General features: G+C 59.2%; 21 protein-coding genes. 5 read left to right on the top strand and 16 right to left on the bottom strand.

Features of this window, described 5'->3' with window-relative positions; genetic code table 11:
• Positions 1–82: 82 nt before the first annotated feature.
• Positions 83–2,350, bottom strand: coding sequence for a catecholate siderophore receptor Fiu (locus tag VOI35_RS04575; protein ID WP_407276707.1), 2,268 nt, complete (start codon positions 2,348–2,350; stop codon positions 83–85).
• 340 nt (positions 2,351–2,690) lie between these two features.
• On the opposite strand from VOI35_RS04575, the gene VOI35_RS04570 reads away from it, so the two are divergent.
• Genes VOI35_RS04570 through VOI35_RS04560 form a run of 3 tightly spaced genes read left to right on the top strand, consistent with a single transcriptional unit; the run spans position 2,691 to position 4,721 of the window.
• Positions 2,691–3,566, top strand: coding sequence for a TonB family protein (locus VOI35_RS04570; protein ID WP_407276706.1), 876 nt, complete (start codon positions 2,691–2,693; stop codon positions 3,564–3,566).
• A gap of 16 nt (positions 3,567–3,582) precedes the next feature.
• A complete protein-coding gene (locus tag VOI35_RS04565; protein WP_407276705.1) occupies positions 3,583–4,305 on the top strand; it encodes a MotA/TolQ/ExbB proton channel family protein in 723 nt (240 codons plus the stop codon).
• Positions 4,302–4,721, top strand: a complete 420-nt coding sequence (locus VOI35_RS04560) for an ExbD/TolR family protein (protein WP_407276704.1) — start codon at positions 4,302–4,304, stop codon at positions 4,719–4,721. The genes VOI35_RS04565 and VOI35_RS04560 overlap by 4 nt, the downstream gene beginning before the upstream one ends.
• 292 nt (positions 4,722–5,013) lie before the next feature.
• Here the strand turns inward: VOI35_RS04560 and VOI35_RS04555 are convergent, their stop codons facing one another.
• From VOI35_RS04555 to aroC, 15 genes are all read right to left on the bottom strand, one after another.
• Positions 5,014–5,499 carry a GlcG/HbpS family heme-binding protein gene (locus VOI35_RS04555; protein ID WP_407276703.1) on the bottom strand — a complete coding sequence of 162 codons (486 nt, stop codon included), beginning with the start codon at positions 5,497–5,499 and terminating at the stop codon, positions 5,014–5,016.
• A 64-nt stretch (positions 5,500–5,563) separates the two neighbouring features.
• Positions 5,564–5,794: a thioredoxin family protein gene (locus VOI35_RS04550; RefSeq protein ID WP_407276702.1), complete on the bottom strand. Its 231-nt coding sequence runs from the start codon at positions 5,792–5,794 to the stop codon at positions 5,564–5,566.
• A 21-nt stretch (positions 5,795–5,815) separates the two neighbouring features.
• Positions 5,816–6,883, bottom strand: a complete 1,068-nt coding sequence (locus VOI35_RS04545; RefSeq protein ID WP_407276701.1) for a permease — start codon at positions 6,881–6,883, stop codon at positions 5,816–5,818.
• Between the two features lie 65 nt (positions 6,884–6,948).
• Complete coding sequence (locus VOI35_RS04540; RefSeq protein ID WP_407276700.1) at positions 6,949–7,545, bottom strand: sigma-70 family RNA polymerase sigma factor; 597 nt, start codon at positions 7,543–7,545, stop codon at positions 6,949–6,951.
• A gap of 167 nt (positions 7,546–7,712) precedes the next feature.
• The gene (locus tag VOI35_RS04535; RefSeq protein ID WP_407276699.1) at positions 7,713–8,405 is read right to left on the bottom strand and encodes an electron transport complex subunit E; all 693 of its coding nucleotides are present in this window, start codon (positions 8,403–8,405) and stop codon (positions 7,713–7,715) included.
• Positions 8,402–9,112 carry an RnfABCDGE type electron transport complex subunit G gene (locus VOI35_RS04530; protein WP_407276698.1) on the bottom strand — a complete coding sequence of 237 codons (711 nt, stop codon included), beginning with the start codon at positions 9,110–9,112 and terminating at the stop codon, positions 8,402–8,404. Before VOI35_RS04530 ends, VOI35_RS04535 begins: the two co-directional genes overlap by 4 nt.
• Positions 9,109–10,155: an RnfABCDGE type electron transport complex subunit D gene (locus tag VOI35_RS04525; RefSeq protein ID WP_407276697.1), complete on the bottom strand. Its 1,047-nt coding sequence runs from the start codon at positions 10,153–10,155 to the stop codon at positions 9,109–9,111. Before VOI35_RS04525 ends, VOI35_RS04530 begins: the two co-directional genes overlap by 4 nt.
• Entirely contained in the window at positions 10,152–11,798 is a 1,647-nt protein-coding gene (gene rsxC, locus VOI35_RS04520) for an electron transport complex subunit RsxC (RefSeq protein WP_407276696.1), read from the bottom strand. The genes VOI35_RS04525 and rsxC overlap by 4 nt, the downstream gene beginning before the upstream one ends.
• Positions 11,791–12,342, bottom strand: coding sequence for an electron transport complex subunit RsxB (gene rsxB, locus VOI35_RS04515; protein ID WP_407276793.1), 552 nt, complete (start codon positions 12,340–12,342; stop codon positions 11,791–11,793). Before rsxB ends, rsxC begins: the two co-directional genes overlap by 8 nt.
• 5 nt (positions 12,343–12,347) lie before the next feature.
• Positions 12,348–12,929 carry an electron transport complex subunit RsxA gene (gene rsxA / locus VOI35_RS04510; protein WP_407276695.1) on the bottom strand — a complete coding sequence of 194 codons (582 nt, stop codon included), beginning with the start codon at positions 12,927–12,929 and terminating at the stop codon, positions 12,348–12,350.
• 94 nt (positions 12,930–13,023) lie between these two features.
• Entirely contained in the window at positions 13,024–13,725 is a 702-nt protein-coding gene (gene dnaQ / locus VOI35_RS04505; RefSeq protein ID WP_407276694.1) for a DNA polymerase III subunit epsilon, read from the bottom strand.
• Positions 13,726–13,857: 132 nt separating this feature from the next.
• Complete coding sequence (rnhA, locus tag VOI35_RS04500) at positions 13,858–14,295, bottom strand: ribonuclease HI (RefSeq protein WP_407276693.1); 438 nt, start codon at positions 14,293–14,295, stop codon at positions 13,858–13,860.
• Positions 14,292–15,113, bottom strand: coding sequence for a class I SAM-dependent methyltransferase (locus VOI35_RS04495; protein WP_407276692.1), 822 nt, complete (start codon positions 15,111–15,113; stop codon positions 14,292–14,294). The genes rnhA and VOI35_RS04495 overlap by 4 nt, the downstream gene beginning before the upstream one ends.
• Positions 15,113–16,294, bottom strand: coding sequence for an MFS transporter (locus VOI35_RS04490; protein ID WP_407276691.1), 1,182 nt, complete (start codon positions 16,292–16,294; stop codon positions 15,113–15,115). The genes VOI35_RS04495 and VOI35_RS04490 overlap by 1 nt, the downstream gene beginning before the upstream one ends.
• A gap of 15 nt (positions 16,295–16,309) precedes the next feature.
• On the bottom strand, positions 16,310–17,407 hold the full coding sequence (aroC, locus tag VOI35_RS04485) for a chorismate synthase (protein WP_407276690.1): 1,098 nt from the start codon (positions 17,405–17,407) through the stop codon (positions 16,310–16,312).
• 96 nt (positions 17,408–17,503) lie between these two features.
• Here aroC and VOI35_RS04480 point away from each other — a divergent pair, with 96 nt between their 5' ends.
• Complete coding sequence (locus VOI35_RS04480) at positions 17,504–19,057, top strand: AMP-binding protein (protein ID WP_407276689.1); 1,554 nt, start codon at positions 17,504–17,506, stop codon at positions 19,055–19,057.
• Complete coding sequence (locus tag VOI35_RS04475; protein WP_407276688.1) at positions 19,054–20,328, top strand: pyridoxal-dependent decarboxylase, exosortase A system-associated; 1,275 nt, start codon at positions 19,054–19,056, stop codon at positions 20,326–20,328. Before VOI35_RS04480 ends, VOI35_RS04475 begins: the two co-directional genes overlap by 4 nt.

Here is a 20,328-nt window from a genome sequence, read left to right as displayed (position 1 = left end):
ATATCCTCAGGGCAAAGACCCCGAAATGAAATTAGGGCGTCCCTGCATAAATCAACTAGGCATCCTTGCCATGATCAAATCATCAGAACTGAACGGCGGCTGTCAAACGAACAGTACGCGGCATTCCTGGGGTATAGCGATAACCACTTTTATTGATTGCAGCGACATATTCTTTATTGAATAAGTTATACACATTCAATTGCAATGACATTGCCTTGGTCACTTGATAAGACGCCATGGCATCAACAACCCAATATGCATCAGCAAATTGCGGCGTACCCACGGCACCATCTTTACCGCGCTGAAGCATGCCTGTGTAGCGCGGACCGCCACCCAAGGTCAGCTTCGGCGTAACGCGGTAACTGGTCCAGGCGGTAAAGGCAGTTTTCGGGGTGTAATTCAGCTGATAATCGTCCGGATCATTACCAACCGCAGGCCCACTGGTCACTTTGGTATCCATCAGAGTCCAGCCGGCATTGACCTGCCAATCGGGATTGATATTCCCAACAGCCGAAAGCTCAATACCTTGAACACGCTGTTTGCCGGTCTGGTAATACTGCAGACTGATGGGATCCTGCACAATGCCATTGAGCACATCCGTGCGGTACACCGCAGCGGCGAGGCCGAGCCGATTGTCTAACACATTCCACTTGGCACCCGCCTCAATGGTTTTAGTTTTTTGTGGCGCATAATTCGGATTATTCGCCGCGTTTGCGCTGCTAGATAGCTGAAAGTTCGCGCTGCCCGGGGGGAGCTGCGCATTGGCATAGTTCACATACAGGCTGCTATCCGGCGTGAGCTTGAAAACCGTGCCTAATTTCCAACTGGTCGCATTACCCGAAGTCGACAAATCTGCTGCAGTCACCAGCGTGCCGACCGGAGCCCCACTGGTACAAGCGGGCGCCCCGCTACCCGTGCCACAGGCTTGAATCGAGTCAAAACTGGTTCGATAGTGATCCAGACGAATCCCACCTGTGATTAGCCAACGATCGGTAAGATGCGCGGTATCAAAGGCATAAATGGCGGCCGTGTTGGATACTCCATCAGCATGCCCCCCGTTCAAACGCCAGGACAGGCCGGTCACGGAAGGATTAGGGGCATACAAATTCGCGGCCGGCCATGCACCCGTTGTGGCGTAGCTCAAATTATTCTGTTTAGATTGAGTCAACTCGAAACCAATCAAGGTATCGTGCTGAACCGTACCGGTCTGCAAACGAGATTTCAGACTGGTTTGATTGGTCAGAATCGTATTACGCTGATTCAAGAATGTTGGCAGGCTGCGTGCGATCGACCAAGTCGATAAATCCGTGGGGTTCGGTGTCAGCCAGTTTGCCGCAGACCCCATAAATGAAGTCAGCAAATAATCGTTTTGGGTTTCTGCCCAACGAGTGACATTACGCAGCGTGGTATTTTCATTAAAGTCATGTTCCAGCGTCAGGGTATAACGACTGGAAGTCACCTTTTGGTAATCCGAGTCTGTGCCGTAAAAATTCGACGGATCTACCGCAGGGGCATTTGAGAGATAGGGGCGTTTAGGATCCGGCGAGGTATAACCTGGCAAGCCAATAGTCGGAACGCCCCCATCCGGCACATTATTCTGCTTTAAATACATGGCATCAAACCAGAGACGGTTGGCAGTGCCTAAACCCAAAGCCAGCGATGCAGCAATACCCGCACGATTATTTTCAACCGAATCCCGGCCTGGTACATCCGCTTTTTGCCCCATGACATTCACACGGACAGCGGCACCTTTCAGCCCATCAATTTTATGATTGATATCCGCAGTGGCACGAGTATAAGAGCTGCCCAACTCCAGCGAGCCGGATGTTTTGTTCATCAGATTCGCCTGCTTGGTCACCAGATTTATCGAACCTGAAGGACTGGTAAGACCATAATCCGTACCCGCAGCGCCTTTGATCACTTCTACCTGATCAACATTGAACATATCACGGGAAATCGCACCCAGGTCTTGCACACCGTCAACATAAATACTGCTGGAGGCATCATATCCACGCATGTAAACCGAATCCCCGGTCGTCGTGTTCCCATTTTCCCCAAGGTAAAAAGTGGAGACACCAGGCGTGTTCCGCAGGGCTTCTGTGAGGGTGTTCGCGCCCTGTTGCTGCATCAAGGCCTGATTGATGACCGTCACCGTTTGCGGCGTATCCACCAAAGGCTGACTGAATTTGCCTGAAGACAGCTGATCAACTTTAATGTCGTTTTGTTCAGATTGCCCGGAAACCGTGACAGAAGGTAGAACACTCTCATCCGCCTGAGCCACACCTAAGCCAGACCCCAATGCCAGCAGCAGCACTGCCGCATCATGAGTGTGTTTTCTGCTACGAATCATTTTTCACTCCAATTTATTGATTTAAAAAGTTTACTGACTCACCCCGGGAGGAACCCGAACACTCAACCACTGAGTGTTCGTGCAGCCTACCTCATGTTAATGAGAATTACAATCATTTACATATCTCTTGCATCTTGCGGTTTTGATGGTATTATTGGCATTGACAGTATCTCCTCGCTGTCTTTGTTGACCTGTCGTGCCTAGATCAGCATCCGTCACGCAGCAGTCGGGTGCGCGCGCCAAGGAAACTACTTCGGCATGTCATTGCGACATGCCGTTTTTTTAATGAACGCCTGTGGCCAGTTGCCGTAAGAACCCTGCTGGAAACAGAAATAACAACATGAAAAGCAAAGAAATTAAGAATAAAAAATTGGACTTCCCACTCAGACCGCCATGGGATAGCCAAGTATTGATTTTTTGCCTAGTGCTCGGCCTACATGGCTTTGCGCTCCGGGCGTTGTTGGAACAAGAAGCCGTACCACCTCACCCAGTTACCGCGCCGGTACCGACCCTCATGGGGGAATTGATTAGCGTCGCGAAAGCTGCGCCCACGGAACCGGAGCCTACCAACACACCCCCCAGCAACGCGCCCGACATAGCAACCGTGGAAGATGAACCGCAGACACCACCAGAGCCCAAGCCATTGCCGGAACCATCCGTAGAGAAGTTGCTTGAGGAGAAACCACCCGAGGCTGAAGCACAACCGACAACGCCACAGGAAACAACTCATCAATCTAAAATCCGGACGCCAGAGAAAAAACCAAAAGTACCGCACCACAAAATACATAAGACAGCAAAACCAAAGCCCCAAGCACCGCTGGAACAAACTGAAAGCAAGACACCACCCACTGACTCAGTGGTTAAGAACTCTGATCCTGCGCCAGCCCAAAGCGCACCGGCAAGCCCTGCGCCCGTCCAGCAAACCGCGCCGGTTGTGGAACCTCGCTTAGATGCGCGTGCGGGGAATAATCCCCCGCCAGACTATCCTCGTGCAGCGCGTATGCGCGGCGAGGAGGGTACCGTCGTGCTGTCGCTGCTTATCGACAGCAAAGGGAATGTCGTGGATGTGAGCATCCATCGTTCCAGTGGTTATCCGCAGCTCGATCAATCGGCCATCCGTGCGGTTCGTAACTGGCATTTTTATCCAGCCAGTCAAGGGGGCGTCGCCATCCAATGGCGTTATTTGCAACCAATTACTTTCTCACTCACCAGCTAAATTTTAGAGGATCGATATGACCCACTCTTTTGACCTTGCCGCGCTCTGGAATCAGAGCGATGCCGTGATTCGTGGTGTTGCGTTCATTTTATTATTGATGTCCGTATTCACTTGGTTTTTTATTTTGCAGCGATTGATTTTTACTTTTCGCCTACGCAAGGGTTTTCGTCGCTTTGAACAGTTCTGGCACGCCCAAGGCTATGCAGAAGGCGTGGCACTACTGGGCAAACCCGGCCGAATTAATCCATTCCGCCATTTGGCAAACCGTGCGACTGATGCGGTTGAGCATTATTACAGTCATTCAAAAGACCTACATAGCCAGTTACCCTTGAGTGAGTGGTTATCCCTATCGCTCACAAGGGAAATCGACGATATTCAGGAATTTGTCCGTCAGGGAATGACGATGATGGCCTCGATTGGAGCCGTGGCGCCTTTCATCGGTTTATTCGGTACCGTTTGGGGTATTTATCATGCTCTGGAAAATATTGGACAAACCGGTTCGGCAAGTCTGGCCACCATCGCGGGCCCGGTGGGTGAGTCACTGATCATGACAGCCTTTGGCCTGGCGGTCGCCATTCCAGCCGTTTTAGCCTACAACATTATCAATCGACAAAACCGTCAACTTATGGGGCGTATCCAACAGTTCGCGCAACAGCTACACACTTATCATATTAGTGGTATTGCGCCGACACGACGGGCACAGGCGGTTGTGCAACAATGGCAAGAGGATTCCGTATGAGTTTTCAAGCTCAAAAAAATGACAACGATGAAATGAGTGAAATCAATATGACGCCCTTGGTGGATGTCATGCTGGTTTTATTGATTCTTTTTATTGTGACAATGCCGGTTTTAACTCAGGAAGTTCGAGTCACCCTGCCAAAAACCGACCAACAGGCAGCCATTACCCCGCCTAAAGATCCCATTAATCTGACCGTTCTTGCCGATGGCACCGTGCAATGGAATGGAGAGAAAACCAGCGCCGATCAACTGCTGCAGAAACTGGATGATGCGGCTCGGCAAACACCGCAACCAGTCATTCAACTCTATGGCGATCAATCAGCAGCGTACGGGAAAGTAATGACTGTCTTATCTGCTGCGAAACAAGCAGGCATTACCAGCATTGGGTTCGTCACCGAACCCACATCATCCCCATGAAACGGGTGAATAAATCTAGGGTTTTCCATCCACGGCATTATCCAGCTAGCCTCAGCCATCCATCACGGGTGCCGTCTTTCGGGAGGCCGTCACAAAGCATCGCCGCATCTAGCAGGCCATGGATGACTTACACGAGGACAAGCCAGGCTAACTAATTGATCTTAATAGGCCGTATCGGACAAAAGCCACGACGAGCCGAGTTGAAAAAGGGCAGGCAAGCCCTTTTTCAACATCCTGTTAGACCGGAGCGTGACCGCTGTGTTGCTTCAAGCAGGGCAAGCAGCGAAATGGATCAAAACGCCAAATCCGCCTCGATTGCGCTCAGCCCAGCCTTGGCACAAATATCATCGTTTTCACCACCGGGGGCACCGGATACCCCGATAGCGCCAACCATCTGACCCGATGCATCGATCGGCAGCCCGCCGCCGATCATCACCACGCCCGGCAGATTCTTGATGGCCTGCTCTGCCGAATCCGGCTTGTTCACCCGCGCGGCCACGGCGCTGGTGGCGCCGCGCCAGCTCGCGGCCGTGCGTGCCTTGCCCTCGGCCGCAGCCAGCGTATGCCAACCCGCAAGACGGTCACGCAGAACGACCAAGGGCAAACCTGATGGATCGGTCACTGCGACACTGATCTGCCACCCTCGTTTGGCACATTCCGCCTTCGCAGCCTGTGCAGCCTTGAGCGCGGCTTCGGGCGTAATAACTTTCTGTGTCCAGAGGGCTTCGTCGGCATGTGCAGATGGCTGCAGGGCGACGGCTACCGCGAGGGATGCCATGAACAAAACCGGCTGAGATATTGATAAAAAACGCTTTTTCATAAGTCTATGCTCCAAATCCAACTTAAAACCAACCTTCCACCTGCGCCCGGCTGGGCACACCGCCTGCGTGCACCACCTTGCCGTCGATGACCACCCCGGGGGTGCGCATCACGCCGTACTGCATGATCGAGGGAATGTCCTCGACCTTGTCCACCTTCGCCTGCACGCCCTTGGCGGCAATCACGTCTTCGACCAGCTTTTGCGTGGTCTTGCAACTGGCACAACCCGTGCCGAGGATTTTGATATTGCGCATCACATCTCCTTGGAAAAGCGGTCACATCACCGCGTTGAACACATAGCCGACGACGATGATGCCCACCGTCACCACCCCGGCAAACAGGGCGATCAGCTTCGGTCTCATCACCTTTTTCAGAATCATGAATTCGGGGAAGGACAAGGCGGTCACTGCCATCATGAACGCCAGGGTCGTTCCTAGCGCCGCGCCTTTGCCCAGCAGCGCCTGCACCACCGGGATGATGCCCGCGGCGTTGGAATACATCGGCACCCCGATGAGCACGGCCAGCGGCACCGACCACCACGCGCTCTTGCCCATCAGGTGCGCCATGAAGTCCTGCGGCACATAGCCGTGAATCCACGCCCCCACGCCTACCCCTGCAACGATGTACGGCGCCACTTTGAGCACGATCTCACGCACATGCGTCCAGCCTTGGGCAAAGCGCGCCTGCCAGCTCAGACGGCTCTCCTCTGCGCTGACCGCAGGAATGTCGAACACCCAGGGCTCGACCAGGTTGACCGCGTTCATGCGCCCGATCACCAGTCCGGCGACGATGGCCACCAGCAACCCCATCCCAAGATAGAGCGCGGCGATCTTCCAGCCGAACATGCCGAACAGCAGCGCCAGCGCCACCTCGTTGACCATTGGCGCCGAAACCAAGAACGAGAATGTCACCCCCAGCGGCACCCCGGCGGTGAGAAAGCCGATGAACAGCGGAACCGCCGAGCAGGAGCAGAACGGCGTGACGATGCCCAGCGTGGCGGCGAGCACATTGCCCACGCCCTGGCGCTTGCCCGCGAGGATGGCACGGGTTTTTTCCGGGGTGAAAAAGGTCTGGATGACGCCAACGACAAAGACGATGAGCGCCAGCAGCATCAGCACCTTGGGTACTTCAAACACAAAGAACGCCAGCGCGCTGTAGAGATGGCTGCTCGCAGCCAGCCCGGTGACGCCGGACAGCCAGCGCATGAAGGCGTCGGTGGCGGGCTCGAGCTGGTCGTAGAGCACGAACCAGCCAAGCACATACAGCACCGGCACGATCCAGGCGCGCCAGGCGGCGGCGGGAGTCGGCGACACGGCGGTGCTGGATTGAGTTTGGGAATTCATCTGAACACTCCAACTGGCTGGGTTCCTCAGTGAAGACGAACCAAGCAGCAAAAGGATTCAGAATTTCAACCGGATTGGGGAGGTGGGGTGTGGCAGCAAACTTGACCGGACTCGTCGAATCGAACCTGACAATTCTGGATCAGGCTGTCCCGTAGCCGTTTTCGGGCACGAAGCAGGCGGGATTTCGCAGCGGCCAGGGTGAGCTGGTTGACCTCCGCGTAAGCCCGCACGGTCTGCCCTTGCAGATCACAACATTCAAGAATGTGGCGATCTTCCGCATTCAGCGCCGGAAGGTTGCGTGCCACACAGCCGTCGAGTTCTTCGACAGGGGCGCGCTCAGCGACAGGTGCCGCTGCGAGGGATTCGGCCAAGTCATCCGAGAGTTCTGCGTGCGGCTTGGTCAAACGGGCGGCATCGATCAATGCATTGCGCGCGACTTGAAACAACCACGCCCTTGGGTTTTCCACCGAGCAAAAGCCTTTGCCCTGACGCATCGCTTTGAAAAAGACTTCCTGCAACAGGTCTTCGGCCGTATTGCGGTCTTGCGTGCGGGCAAGCAAAAAGGCGAGCAGTTCCCGTGCTTGTGCTTCCCAGGCACGAACCACACAGTCGAACGACTGTGAGCGAGATTCAGATTCCGCTTTAAGCTTTTGATTTACCATGAGTCGATCAATACTCAAAAACCAATTCGCCCCACAATCGACACAAGCGCAGCTCAAAAAACCGTTACGGGCTGACGGCGGTAATGAAGGCCGCGTTCAGTAAGTTTTTCGTCGTGCCCGCACATCGGATCCTGCGCCCGATGGGATAGATGCTGAGGTCATCCACCTCATCCGGCCATGACGGGCGCCGGATTCGGAGAAGCGGTCACCGTACGACGCCGCAGCTGGCGTTGTTCAAACGCTTGCTTGATGGCAATCAGCACGGCCAAGGCCATGAATGCGCCAGGCGGCAAAATCGCCAACAGGAAATGGGCTTGCTCCGGCAGGACGGTGATTGTCCAGTGCGCCGCCATCGGGCCAAAGAGCTGCGTGGCATTCGCCAGAATCGTCCCGGAACCGAGTAATTCCCGGATGAAGCCCAGCGTGACCAACACAAGACCAAACCCCGCCCCCATGATGAAGCCGTCGTAGAGCGAGGGCAGCACCGGATTGCGCGCGGCGAATCCCTCGACCCGGGCAATCACGATGCAGTTGGTCACGATCAACGGCAGGAAAATCCCGAGCACATGGTAGAGCGTGTTGAAGTAGGCATTCATCCACAGTTCGATGACGGTCACGACCGAGGCGACCACCATGACGAATACCGGGAGCCGCACTTCTGGCCGAACCCAGTGCCGCAATGCCGAGCTGAGGCCATTCGAGAGGGTCATGGTCAGCATGGTGGCCATCGCCAGTCCCATGGCATTGATGGTCGAGCTGGAAATCGCCATCATCGGGCACATGCCCAGAATCTGCACCAAGCCGGGGTTGTTCTTCCACAAGCCCTGCACGGTCAATTCTCGATACGAAACGGAACTCATGGGCTGCCCTCCCCGCCGGCGACCGGCGCTGCGAAAAGTTGCTCGTGGTGCGCCGCGACATAATGCAACACGGCATGGATGGCGCCAACCACCGCGCGCGGGGTGATGGTGGCACCAGAAAACTGATCAAAAATGCCGCCGTCTTTTTTCACGGCCCAGCCTTTTTCATCGGGATTCCCGAGACTTTTGCCATTAAAGCCAAAAATCCACGGGGATTTTTCCGGTTCGATTTTGTCGCCCAGACCTGGGGTTTCATTCTGCCGCGTCACGCGCACGCCGGTAACCTGGCCATCGCGCGCCACGCCGACAATCAGCTTGATATCCCCGCTGTAGCCGTAATGGGTGATGACCGGCAACACCACGGCGGTGACCTGCCCGTCTTTGATCGCCCGAAATCCGACAATCCCCGCCTCAGTGGCCGCCGCCAGCTTCGCGGCGGGCGAGGCCGGTGGATTCTTGAGCGCGGGCAGATTCAGTGCACCGGGGTCTTCCGGCAGGAATGCCGTACTGGCGGGGTTTTGCGTAAAGCTGTCGGGCGGCAGCACCGCAACGATCTGTCCGCGCAACACCGCCACTGCATTGGCGGCAATCTTAGCGTTGGTCGCCTCATGCGTGAGCGCGACCAGCCCCACCCCGACGACCGAAAACAGCGCCAACAGACCGGCGGTAATCAAGATGCGCGGTTTATCCAGTACGGGCAGTTTCATCGGGCGGAATCCCGCTTATGGCCAAACACCGCAGGCTGGGTGTAATAGTCGATCAATGGCACACACAGGTTCATCAGCAAAACGGCGAAGGCCACGCCATCGGGATAACTGCCGAAATTACGGATCAACACCGTCAAACCCCCCACGCCAAAACCGAAGATCAGCCGCCCGCGGGGCGTGGTGGACGAAGTGACCGGGTCGGTCGCCACAAAGAAAGCGCCGAAGACCGTCGCGCCAGTCAACAAGTGGAACAGCGGGCTGGCGAACCGATTGGGATCCAGCCACCACAAAAAACCGGCCATGAGGGCCACCCCCAGCAGCATCGCCAGAGGAATGTGCCAGCGGATCACGCCGCGCCACAACAAAAACAGACCACCGGCCAGAAACGCGAGCGACAACCAGAGATTCCAGGACTGCATCAGCGAGCCGCTGGAAAACAGGCTCAAGGTGGCATCATGAATGCTGCTGCCCGTGGTGAATTGTTCACGCACCCGATCCAGCGGCGTGGCGATACTCAAGCCATCAAAGCCCACCCCGCTGGGCAAAATCCCGGCGAACGACCAGTTCAGCGATTGCCAGAAATCGAGCGCCGCGCCGCTGACATCGATGGCCGGCCCCCAGCGGGTCATCGGCTCGGGAAACGAGATCAGCAACACGACATAGCCGACCATCGCGGGATTGAACGGGTTGAACCCCAGGCCACCGTACAACTGTTTGGCCACCACCACCGCAAACAGGGCACCGAATACCGGCAGCCACCACGGCCCCAAGTTCGGCAGGCACAGGCCAAAAATCCAGGCCAGGACGATGACCGAACCATCCTGCAAGGCCGGGCGAACCGGACGGCGACGCAACCAGAGCATCACCGCCTCCGCCAGGAGCCCCGACACGATGGCCAGCACGATATTGATGAGCACGCCCCAACCGAGCAGGATCACCGCCGCGAGGGTGCCAGGCAGCAAGGCCAACATCACGGCGCCCATCATCCGGGTCACACTGTTGGGCACTTCAGGCGTGGGGCTCGCCACGGGCGTAAATTTCATAACGGCGGTTCCTGATTCTGTTCCTGTGCCTGCGGTGTGCTCTGCGCTCGCTCTGCCGCCAGCAAGGCACGGCGCGCTTTGGCACGGGCGCGCGCCGCTTCGACGGCCGCATCGGCACTGGCTTCGGGCACCGGGTTGGGCTCATACCGACCCACGGTATCGTCGCTGGCTGCCGTATTGCGCGCCAGAGCCTCGCGTTTTTTGGCCAAGGCGGCTTCCCGTTCGGCCTTGATGCGCGCGAGCCGCTCATTGCGAAACTCAAACCGTTGTTTGGCGGTCTGCGCTTTCGATTTTTCCCGCTCGGCCGCCCAAACCTCGGTTTTGGCAAAGCGGAAATAATCGACCAGCGGCAAATGCGAGGGGCAAACTGCGCTACAGACCCCGCATTCGATGCAGTCGAACAAGTGGTGATCAACGGCGCGCTCGAATGCCCGCGCGCGCGCATGCCAATACAGCTGTTGCGGCAACAAATCCGCCGGGCAGGCATCGGCGCAGAGGCTGCAGCGAATACAGGGCGCAGGCGGCGGTTCCGCCGGACGATCCTGCGGGCGCAGGGCGAGCAGGCAGTTCGTGGCCTTGACGACCGGTACCTCGTCATCCCGCAAGGCAAAGCCCATCATCGGCCCGCCCATCAGCAGGCGATCCGTACCCTGCGTGTACCCACCAGCCTCTGCCACCACCGCACTCATCAAGGTACCCAGACGGACGCGAAAATTTTCTGGCTGAACGATGCCGCCGCCGGTGACGGTGACGATCCGGTCGATCATCGGTTCGCCATGCACCACGGCACGGTAAACCGCCGCCACCGTCGCCACATTCAGGCACAGCAGCCCGTATTGCGTGGCGCGTTTACCGCGCGGAACCTCGATACCGGTCAACACCTTCAGCAACTGTTTTTCGCCACCTGCCGGATAGCGGGTGGGCACGGAAACGACCGTAAAACGCGCATCGTCTGCCGCCGCCTGATGCAGGCGGTGTTGCGCCTCGGGCTTGTTGTCTTCGATGCCGATCAGGCAACGATCTGCGCCCATCAGGTGCAGGATGATGCGCGCCCCTTCGAGAATCTCCTGCGGATTTTCCCGCATCAGGCGGTCATCGCAAGAGATATACGGCTCACACTCCGCGCCGTTCAGCACCAGCGTATGGACGGGGGTTTTCCCGTCGGTCGCAAGTTTGGCCGGCGTGGGGAACACCGCGCCCCCCAGCCCGACGATACCGGCTTCGCGCAGACGGGTGCGCAGTTCGAGTGCGGAGCGCTGGGCATACTCCGGCCAGGGTTCCAGATCTTGCGCCGGGGTGTCCGCCCCGTCGGCAATCAGTGTGATGCAGCGGCTCGACAATCCGCCCGGATGCGGAATCGGCTGTTCATCAATGGCGGCGATCAGCCCGGAAGTGGGGGCATGCACCGAGGCAGAAACAAAATCCGTCGCCTGCGCAAGCAATTGACCGCGCCTCACCGTCTCTCCGACCTGAACGACCGGGCGCGCCGGTTCGCCAATGTGCATCTGCAACGGCAGCACATACCGGGCTTGCAGGGGCATGTCCCGAATCGGCCGATCGCGGGTCATCGCCTTTTGCTCGGGCGGATGAATGCCCCCATGAAACCGATGAGGCGCCTGCACAATGGGGCGAGATTCAGGCATGCGCCAGTTCCCGTGTCGCCGCCGGGTATGGGAAGCGGAAGTCATCGATCCCCGCAACCACGGGCACCATCGCAATACAATCGACCGGGCAGGGTGCGACACACAACTCGCAGCCGGTGCATTCGGACGCAATCACCGTGTGCATTTGTTTGGCCGCACCCAGGATGGCATCGACCGGGCAGGCTTGAATGCACTTGGTGCAACCGATACAGACTGCCTCATCGATCACCGCCAGCCGGGGAATGCTCTTGGCTGCATCAACCTCGGCATTCAAGGGTTTGGCTTCCACCCCCAGCAAATCCGCCAGCTTTTTGATGGTCGCCTCGCCGCCGGGGGGACAGCGGTTGATGTCCGCCGCCCCCGTCGCAATGGCCTCGGCATAAGGCGCGCAGCCCGCATAGCCACATTGGCCGCATTGAGTTTGCGGCAGGATGGCGTCGATTTTTTCCGCCAGCGGATTGCCTTCCACATGAAACCACTGCGCAGCGACGCTCAGCAACAGGCCAAAGCTGAAGGCAAGCAACAACGCGACGGCCATGGCCAACCACATCAGATTTTCACCATACCGGCAAAGCCCATGAAGCCCAGCGCCATCAAACCGGCAGTAATCAGCGCAATCGGCACACCTTCAAACGCCGCGGGCACCTCGGCCACCTGAATGCGTTCCCGCAAGGCGGAAAACAGAATCAACACCATCGAAAACCCGATCGAGGCGCCGAAACCATACAGGGCAGATTCCACAAAATCATGGGCTTGCTGCACATTCAGCAAGGCAACCCCCAAGACCGCGCAGTTGGTGGTAATCAAGGGCAGATAGATACCAAGCACATTGTGGAGCAGCGGACTCGTCTTGCGGACGACCATTTCGGTGAAATTGACCACCACGGCGATCACCACGATGAACATGATGGTGCGCAGGTAAGACAAGCCCAGCGGTTCCAAAATATAGGCTTCTGTCAAATAGCTGGCGATGGCAGAGAGCGTGAGCACGAAGGTGGTGGCCATCGACATGCCGATGGCGGTTTCAATTTTTTTGGAGACCCCAAAAAACGGGCACAAGCCGAGAAACTTCACCAGCACGAAGTTGTTGACCAGTACGGTGCTGACCAAAATCAGGACATATTCCGTCATGTGCTCCGCCCCCCTTGCAACACTTCAAGACCTAAAAATAAGCGAACAATGATATATCCGACACAGCGCACTGACCAGCAGCGCGCCCACACGCTCACACAGGCCAGGCGGCCGGCTGACCCTCCTTGCCCAGGCGTTTGAGCCATTCTTCATGCGCGGCCCGCGCAGATTCATCAGGCCCGATGACCATGAGCCGGTGTGATCGCGGCGGCAGGCGTCGAATTTCCGCCCCCGGCAGATGCGCCCCATGCTGGCTGCTGTCGAACGCCAATACCCGCTGACCGCCGGTCATCACCAGATACACATCGGCCAGAATTTCCGCATCGAGCAAGGCGCCGTGCTTGGTGCGCGCGCTGTTGTCGATGTCATACCGCCGACACAGGGCATCAAGACTGTTGCGCTGCCCCGGGTGTTTTACGCGCGCGATCGCTAGGGAATCGGTGATCTGGGCGGCGATCTCTGCCATTGGCCGCGTGCCGGGAATCCGCGCCAACTCGGCATCGAGAAACTCCACATCGAACGCGGCATTGTGCGCAATCACCTCGACCCCTTCGATAAAGGCGGTGAATTCATCCACGATATCGGCAAAGCGGGGCTGATCCCGCACATCATCATCGGTAATGCCGTGCACGGCCGTTGCCCCGGCATCAATCAACCGTTCGGGGTTCAGATAATGATGAAAAGTCACCCCGGTTGGTCGCCGGTTGATCAGCTCCACGGCACCGATTTCGATGATGCGATGCCCTTCCGCTACCGGCATCCCCGTCGTCTCGGTATCCAGCACGATTTGTCGCATCTGCTTAATCCTCCAGAAAATTCATATTGGGGAACCTCGAAAAACCTACTGAACGCGGACTTCGTCCGCTTCGCGTAAAGCTGGCGTCAGCACGCAACGGTTTTTCGAGGTGCCCATCGGCACAGGATGAATTCAGTCAGGAATCCCCTGATTGGCAAGCGCATCCGCCCGTTCGTTTTCCGCATGACCGGCGTGGCCTTTGATCCAGTGCCAGTGCACCTCATGCCGCGCCGCCGCCTGATCGAGCCGCTGCCATAAATCCGCATTTTTGACCGGCTGGCCATCCGCCTTGCGCCACTGGCGCCGACGCCAGTTCGGCAGCCATTCGAGCATACCCTGCCGGACATATTGCGAATCCGTGGTCAGATGCACGCGACAGGGGCGACTCAGGGACTCCAGCGCCGTAATGGCGGCCAGCAATTCCATCCGGTTGTTGGTGGTGTACTTTTCACCGCCGCACAGGGTTTTTTCGTGGGCGCCGTAGCGCAGCAGGACGCCCCAGCCCCCGGGACCTGGGTTCCCTTTACAGGCACCATCAGTCCAGGCATACACTTCCTGAGGCTCAGTCATACGGTCGATTCCTCTCGCCCTAAACCTTCAACCGTTTTGCTGCCACGATTTGACGGGCTCGGCAGCAACGGTACCGTCGAAGCTGCACCCGGGGTCACGGGTGCCGGGCGGCTCAGGAGCGACGGCAAGGCGAAAGCCGGTCGCAAGGTCGTTGGGGTGCTTACCCGCCGCACCGCATCAATCACATAAAACCCGTGCATGATACCCAAGCCGCGCCCGCTAACGCGCCGCCAGGCCGCAGTTTTTTCATACACCCCCGGGCGGCTGGTTGGACAGACCCCGCCCCAGTGATGCACCCCGTGAATGGCATAGCCCAACAGTTTGAGCCAGTCCACGACCCGCCACGGCGCATGATGGGAACCGGCCAGCGCCGACTCCGGGCGCAGCCGCGAGGCCAGATGCCACAGGCTCAGCGGGTTGATGCCCACAATCAGCATCCGCCCTTCCGGACGCAGTATCCGATCCAGTTCACGCATGATGTCATGCGGATCGCGGTGGGATTCGAGCACATGCAGGGCAATCAGCAAATCCACCGATTCGCTGGCAATCGGCAGTGCCTCGAATTCCACCTGAACCCGCGCACCAACCCAGGGCGCCAATTCGGCACGCGTCGCAGCCAGTTGGCTGTGCTGGCGAATCCGCAAGGCGGGCGGCTCGGGCAACACCGCGCCAATCGTCAAGGCTTGGTAGCCAAATGCGTCATCGGCCAAGCGGGTGATGAGATCCGCGAGTTCCTTGCCGATCAGCCGGCCAACGGGGGTTTGATACCAGTCCGTCCGCCGCGTACTCACCGGAGTCCAATGCTGCAAGACCGCCATCAAACGCCCTCCGCGAGGGGCAGATTCACCGGGGATCGTCGATCCATCATCGCGCGACTCTGCCACCAGAACCCGAATGCCAGCAAAGAAATGCCCGCCATCACGGCAAAAGATGCCGCCGCACCCACCGCCGACCACAGCCCGCCGGCCAACAGCAGGCCGAGCGCGGCACCGCCGCCATAACTCAAGCCGGAGTACACCGCCTGCCCGCGCGCCTGCAAACTGCCGCTAAATTCCTGATGCATCACGGTAACGCCAACGGCATGCGTCAAGCCGAAGCTCGCCGCATGCAGCAGTTGCGCGCTCAACAGAACGGCCAAGGATTCCACACCAAAGCCAATCATCAGCCACCGCAGCGACATCAACGCCAGCGCCAGAAAAAACAGAGCACTCAAGGCAACGCGCCGTAAAAAGTGAGGCAAAACAAAAAACAAGGCGATTTCCGCCACCACCCCCAGCGCCCACAGCAGGCCGATCACCCCCGGGGTATAACCGTTTGCGCCGAGATAAACCGAATAAAAAGCGTAGTACACCCCGTGGGCGACATTCACCAAAAATTGCAGGGTCAGGAAGCTGAGCATCGGGCGCCGGAGCAACACTGGCCACAGCGGCGTTTTGTTTGATGTTTCAATCGCACGCACAGAAGGCTCGGGTGTGCGCCACAACAGCCAGACCAGGAGCAGCAGGGACAGGCTGATACCCAGCAAGACCAGCAGGCTTCGCCCCGTCGGCCAAAAATCCAGCGCCCAGCCCAATCCGACCGACGAGACGATGAACCCGATCGAACCCCAGGCACGGATGGCGGAATATTCATGACTGTCTTCCCCCACCCGGCGCAGGGTCAGTACATCCAGTTGCGAGAGCATCGGCTGCCAAACTAGGCCAAACGCCAGCAGCAATCCGAACCACCCGAGCAAGGGCGCGTGGCCGAGCATGAGCCCGCCGATGGCCAGGCACAGCAAGGCGGACAGCAAGGCCGAAGTCCGCAGCGTGGGCAGAATCTGGCCGCAATAATCAACCCACCAGCCGAGCAGCAGGGGGCCGATGACCTTGGCGAACATCACCGCCGAGAGCAGCGCGCCGACCGCAGCCGAGGAAAAGCCCTGTTCCACCAGAAACGGGCTGAAATACGGCAGAAAAATGCCGAAACTCAAGAAATAAACGAACAGGATGGCGCGCATGGCACCGATCCGCGATCAGCGCTGCGCGGGCAGAATCGGCGCGGGGGGCACCACATGCCCGCACTGCCCGCGATGGCGCAGGGCATGGTCGAGCAAGGTCAGCGCCATCATCGCCTCGGCAATCGGTGTGGCACGAATACCCACGCAGGGATCGTGACGCCCGGTGGTGATGACCTCCGCCGCCGCGCCCGTGACATCCACACTCTGCCCAGGCAAGCGGATGCTGGAAGTCGGTTTGAGCGCAAGATGCGCGACGATGTCCTGCCCGCTGGAAATCCCGCCGAGAATGCCGCCCGCATGATTGCTCAGAAAGCCTTCCGGGGTGATTTCGTCACGAAACTCCGTGCCGCGCGCCGCGACGCAGGCGAACCCCGAGCCGATTTCCACACCCTTGACCGCATTGATGCTCATCAAGGCATGCGCCAGATCCGCATCCAAGCGATCAAACACCGGCTCGCCCCAGCCCGGCGGGCAGCCCTTGGCCACCACGGTCACCTTGGCGCCCACCGAGTCGCCCGACTTGCGCAGATCATCCATGAAATCTTCCAGCCCCGGCACCTGCTCGGCATTCGGCCAGAAAAACGGGTTGGTTTCGATCACCGATTCATCGAACGCCGTCGGCTTGATCGGTCCCAACTGGCTCAAATGGCCTTGAATCCGCACGCCGAACAGATCGCGCAGCACCTTGCGGGCAATCGCACCCGCCGCCACGCGCATGGCGGTTTCCCGCGCCGACGAACGCCCGCCGCCCCGATAATCGCGGATGCCGTATTTTTGCAGATAGGTGTAATCCGCATGGCCGGGACGGAACTGGTCGGCAATCTTGCTGTAATCCTTCGAGCGCTGATCGGTGTTTTCGATCACCAGGCCAATCGGCGTGCCCGTGGTTTTGCCTTCGAATACGCCGGAGAGAATGCGGACGAGGTCGTCTTCCCGCCGCTGCGTGGTGTGCCGCGAGGTGCCGGGCTTGCGCCGGTCGAGATCGTGCTGCAAATCGGCTTCGCACAGCGCGATTCCCGGCGGGCAGCCATCGACGATCGCGCCGAGGGCGGGGCCATGGGATTCGCCAAAAGTGGTCACAGTAAACAGTTTGCCAAATGTATTGCCAGACATCGCGCTCGCCACGGGTGAGAGGGAAACCGGCATTCGACCGGCACCCTGTTAGAATGAACGCTCATTATACGCACCCGCAGCACCGCGCTTCAGCCTATGTTGCCTTTACCCGATTGCGATTTCTCCACCCAGCTTGCTGCCCAACTGCGCCAGCACGGGTCGCGCCCGGCATTGATCGACCCCGATGGCGAAAGCCTGAACTATGCCGATCTCGGCGCAGCCATCGCGCAATGGCGCGGCGCACTCGCCGCCACCGGCTGTCAACCGGGTGACCGCGTGGTGGTGTGGGCGAACAAACGGAGCAACACTGCCGTCGTGCTGCTGGCAATCTGGGCGATGGGACTGGTGGCGGTGCCTTTGCATCCGGCACTGAGACCAGCACAGGTTCGACGCTTATTGGAGCGCGCCGGGGCGCAGCGGCTGATCACCGACGCAGTGCATAGCCAACTGCTCGGTTTACCGCATCCCGAGCCGGACGCCCTCTACATCAGTCATGCCCCGTTCACCGAGAGCGCGCCCCCGCGTTGGGACGCCCCGCTGCCGCCCGACCCGACTTATGCCGCCCAGGATCTGGCCGCCCTGCTGTTTACTTCCGGCAGCACGGGGGAACCGAAGGGCGTGATGGTCACACGCGCCAATCTCGCGGCAGGTGCGGCGGCCGTCAGCGGGTATCTCGGCCTGCAGCCCGACGATCGGGTAGCCGCCGTGCTCCCGCTGTCGTTTGATTATGGCCTGTCGCAGCTCACCACCGCGCTGTGGGTGGGTGCTGCGGTGGTGCTGGTCGATTACCTGTTGTCCAACGATCTCAAGGCGCCGCTGCTGCACGGCGGCATCACAACCCTGGCAGGCACGCCCGGTTTGCTCATTCCTCTGGCGCGGCAACACTGGCTGGCGGAGGCTGGGGCGCTCCGTCGCATCACCAATTCCGGCGGTAGCCTGCCGGTTGCTACGGTGCGCGCCCTACGCGCCGCGCGCCCGCAAACGCAAGTTTTTTTGATGTACGGCCTGACCGAAGCGTTTCGCGCGAGTTTTTTACCGCCCGATCAAACCGATGCCTTCCCCAATTCCATCGGTGCCGCGTTTTCTGCTAGCGTGCTGGGGCTGGTCGATGACTGCGGCAGGCTACTGACGGAGCCGGTTGCCGAAGGCGAACTGGTACAAGGCGGTGCTCTGGTCACCGCCGGTTACTGGCAGGATCCTGCGGCCACCGCACTGCGTTTTCGCCCCCCACCCGCAGGCTGGCCAAACCCTCTGGATGAACGGGTGGTGTTTTCCGGCGACCGGGTGCGGCGCGATGCGGCTGGACGGCTGTATTTTGTCGGGCGACTCGATGAACAGATCAAAGTGCAGGGGATTCGCATCAGCCCGGAGGAGATCGAAGCCGCGGCCGCCCGGCATCCTGCCGTCATCGAGGCGCTGGCGTTCGGTTACACCGAGGGGGAGAACGCCCGGATCGCGCTGGTCGTCGCCCCCGAATCCGTGCCGAGTGACACGCTCAGGCGCTTTCTGCAAGCTGAACTCGCGCCGTTTCAATGGCCGCACCGGATCGAGACCTGGCCGAATCTGCCGCGCTCGGCCAATGGCAAACTCGATCGAGGCGCGGCGCGTGGACGATTATTCCCGCCACAAAACGAGTCAAAGAATCCATGACAACCGGACGGCAGCAACTTCACGCCACACTCGGGCAGGACACGCCCTGGGGGATTGACCAAGGCCGACTGCTGCTCGGGCAAACGCCGCTTTCCGACTGGCTCGCGCGCCAGACAAGACCCGACACGCCCGCCTATGTGTATTACCTGCCGGTCATCGCCGCCCAAATTGCCGCCCTGCGCGCCATCCTGCCGCCGGGACTGCGGTTGCACTACGCCGTCAAGGCCAATCCCCACCCCCAGATATTGCGCTTCCTGGCAGAACTGATCGATGGTTTTGATACCGCCTCTGCCGAGGAAATCGCCCGGATTGCCGCCTGCGCGCCGACAAAACTTGGCCACACAAGCCTCGCGGGCCCGGCCAAATCCATTGATGAGATCGACGCGGCCATCGCGCAGGGCGTGCTGATTTATGCCGAATCGGCGGCAGAGCTCGACCGCATCGCCCAGCGGGCGGCTCGTACAGGCCAGCGGGCACGGATTGGTCTGCGCATCAATCCGCCGTTTGAACTCAAGGGCGCGGGCATGAAAATGGGGGGCGGCGCGCGCCCCTTTGGCATCGACAGCGAGCAGATTCCCGCCCTGCTCCGGCGGCTATCGACCGATACGGACTGGGCAAGCCATCTGGACTGGTATGGTTTTCATCTGTTCAGCGGCTCGCAAAACCGCCATGCGCCCGCACTCGCGCAGGCGTTATCCGCCGGTTGGGAACTGATGCAGACCCTGGCGGAATACAGCGCGATCGCCCCACGGCACCTCAACCTCGGGGGCGGCTTCGGCCTGCCCTATCAACCCAACGACAGCGCCCTAGATCTATCGGCGCTGGCCGAGCCTTTACGGCAGATCACCGAGGCCGCACAGGCACGCTGGCCCGGCATTTATCTGAATCTGGAACTGGGGCGCTATCTCGTCGCCCCCGCAGGGATGTATGTCACCCGCGTGGTGGAGCGGAAAATCTCACGCGGCAAAACTTTTTTGCTCTGTGATGGCGGCCTGCATCACCACCTTGCTCTGTCGGGTAATTTGGGTCAGGTGTTGCGGCGCAACTGGCCGCTCATCGCCGTGGATCATCTGGATACCGCTGCCAGCGAAACCGTGGATCTGGCCGGCCCGCTCTGTACCCCGCTGGATGTGCTCGGTCAGGATCAGGCGCTGCCCCCCTTGCAGGCGGGCGATGTGATTGCTGTGCTGCAATCCGGTGCCTATGGCCTGACCGCCTCGCCGCAGGCATTTCTCTCGCGGCCCGCCTGTGCCGAATATGTGGTGGAATGA

The sequence above is a fragment of the Halothiobacillus sp. DCM-1 genome (genome assembly GCF_045689735.1).
Taxonomy (GTDB): domain Bacteria; phylum Pseudomonadota; class Gammaproteobacteria; order Halothiobacillales; family Halothiobacillaceae; genus Halothiobacillus.
Note: the sequence above shows the minus strand (reverse complement) of the source record. Positions and strands in the feature narration are given on the sequence as shown.

Bases quoted from the DNA above. Each gene is read 5' to 3' on its own strand.
- VOI35_RS04530 (WP_407276698.1), bottom strand. From the start codon at position 9,112: ATGAAACTGCCCGTACTGGATAAACCGCGCATCTTGATTACCGCCGGT.
- VOI35_RS04570 (WP_407276706.1), top strand. From the start codon at position 2,691: ATGAAAAGCAAAGAAATTAAGAATAAAAAATTGGACTTCCCACTCAGA.
- VOI35_RS04560 (WP_407276704.1), top strand. From the start codon at position 4,302: ATGAGTTTTCAAGCTCAAAAAAATGACAACGATGAAATGAGTGAAATC.
- VOI35_RS04480 (WP_407276689.1), top strand. From the start codon at position 17,504: ATGTTGCCTTTACCCGATTGCGATTTCTCCACCCAGCTTGCTGCCCAA.
- VOI35_RS04565 (WP_407276705.1), top strand. From the start codon at position 3,583: ATGACCCACTCTTTTGACCTTGCCGCGCTCTGGAATCAGAGCGATGCC.
- VOI35_RS04525 (WP_407276697.1), bottom strand. From the start codon at position 10,155: ATGAAATTTACGCCCGTGGCGAGCCCCACGCCTGAAGTGCCCAACAGT.
- VOI35_RS04495 (WP_407276692.1), bottom strand. From the start codon at position 15,113: ATGGCGGTCTTGCAGCATTGGACTCCGGTGAGTACGCGGCGGACGGAC.
- rsxA (WP_407276695.1), bottom strand. From the start codon at position 12,929: ATGACGGAATATGTCCTGATTTTGGTCAGCACCGTACTGGTCAACAAC.
- VOI35_RS04545 (WP_407276701.1), bottom strand. From the start codon at position 6,883: ATGAATTCCCAAACTCAATCCAGCACCGCCGTGTCGCCGACTCCCGCC.
- dnaQ (WP_407276694.1), bottom strand. From the start codon at position 13,725: ATGCGACAAATCGTGCTGGATACCGAGACGACGGGGATGCCGGTAGCG.
- VOI35_RS04490 (WP_407276691.1), bottom strand. From the start codon at position 16,294: ATGCGCGCCATCCTGTTCGTTTATTTCTTGAGTTTCGGCATTTTTCTG.
- rnhA (WP_407276693.1), bottom strand. From the start codon at position 14,295: ATGACTGAGCCTCAGGAAGTGTATGCCTGGACTGATGGTGCCTGTAAA.
- VOI35_RS04540 (WP_407276700.1), bottom strand. From the start codon at position 7,545: ATGGTAAATCAAAAGCTTAAAGCGGAATCTGAATCTCGCTCACAGTCG.
- VOI35_RS04535 (WP_407276699.1), bottom strand. From the start codon at position 8,405: ATGAGTTCCGTTTCGTATCGAGAATTGACCGTGCAGGGCTTGTGGAAG.
- aroC (WP_407276690.1), bottom strand. From the start codon at position 17,407: ATGTCTGGCAATACATTTGGCAAACTGTTTACTGTGACCACTTTTGGC.
- VOI35_RS04475 (WP_407276688.1), top strand. From the start codon at position 19,054: ATGACAACCGGACGGCAGCAACTTCACGCCACACTCGGGCAGGACACG.
- VOI35_RS04575 (WP_407276707.1), bottom strand. From the start codon at position 2,350: ATGATTCGTAGCAGAAAACACACTCATGATGCGGCAGTGCTGCTGCTG.
- VOI35_RS04550 (WP_407276702.1), bottom strand. From the start codon at position 5,794: ATGCGCAATATCAAAATCCTCGGCACGGGTTGTGCCAGTTGCAAGACC.
- rsxC (WP_407276696.1), bottom strand. From the start codon at position 11,798: ATGCCTGAATCTCGCCCCATTGTGCAGGCGCCTCATCGGTTTCATGGG.
- VOI35_RS04555 (WP_407276703.1), bottom strand. From the start codon at position 5,499: ATGGCATCCCTCGCGGTAGCCGTCGCCCTGCAGCCATCTGCACATGCC.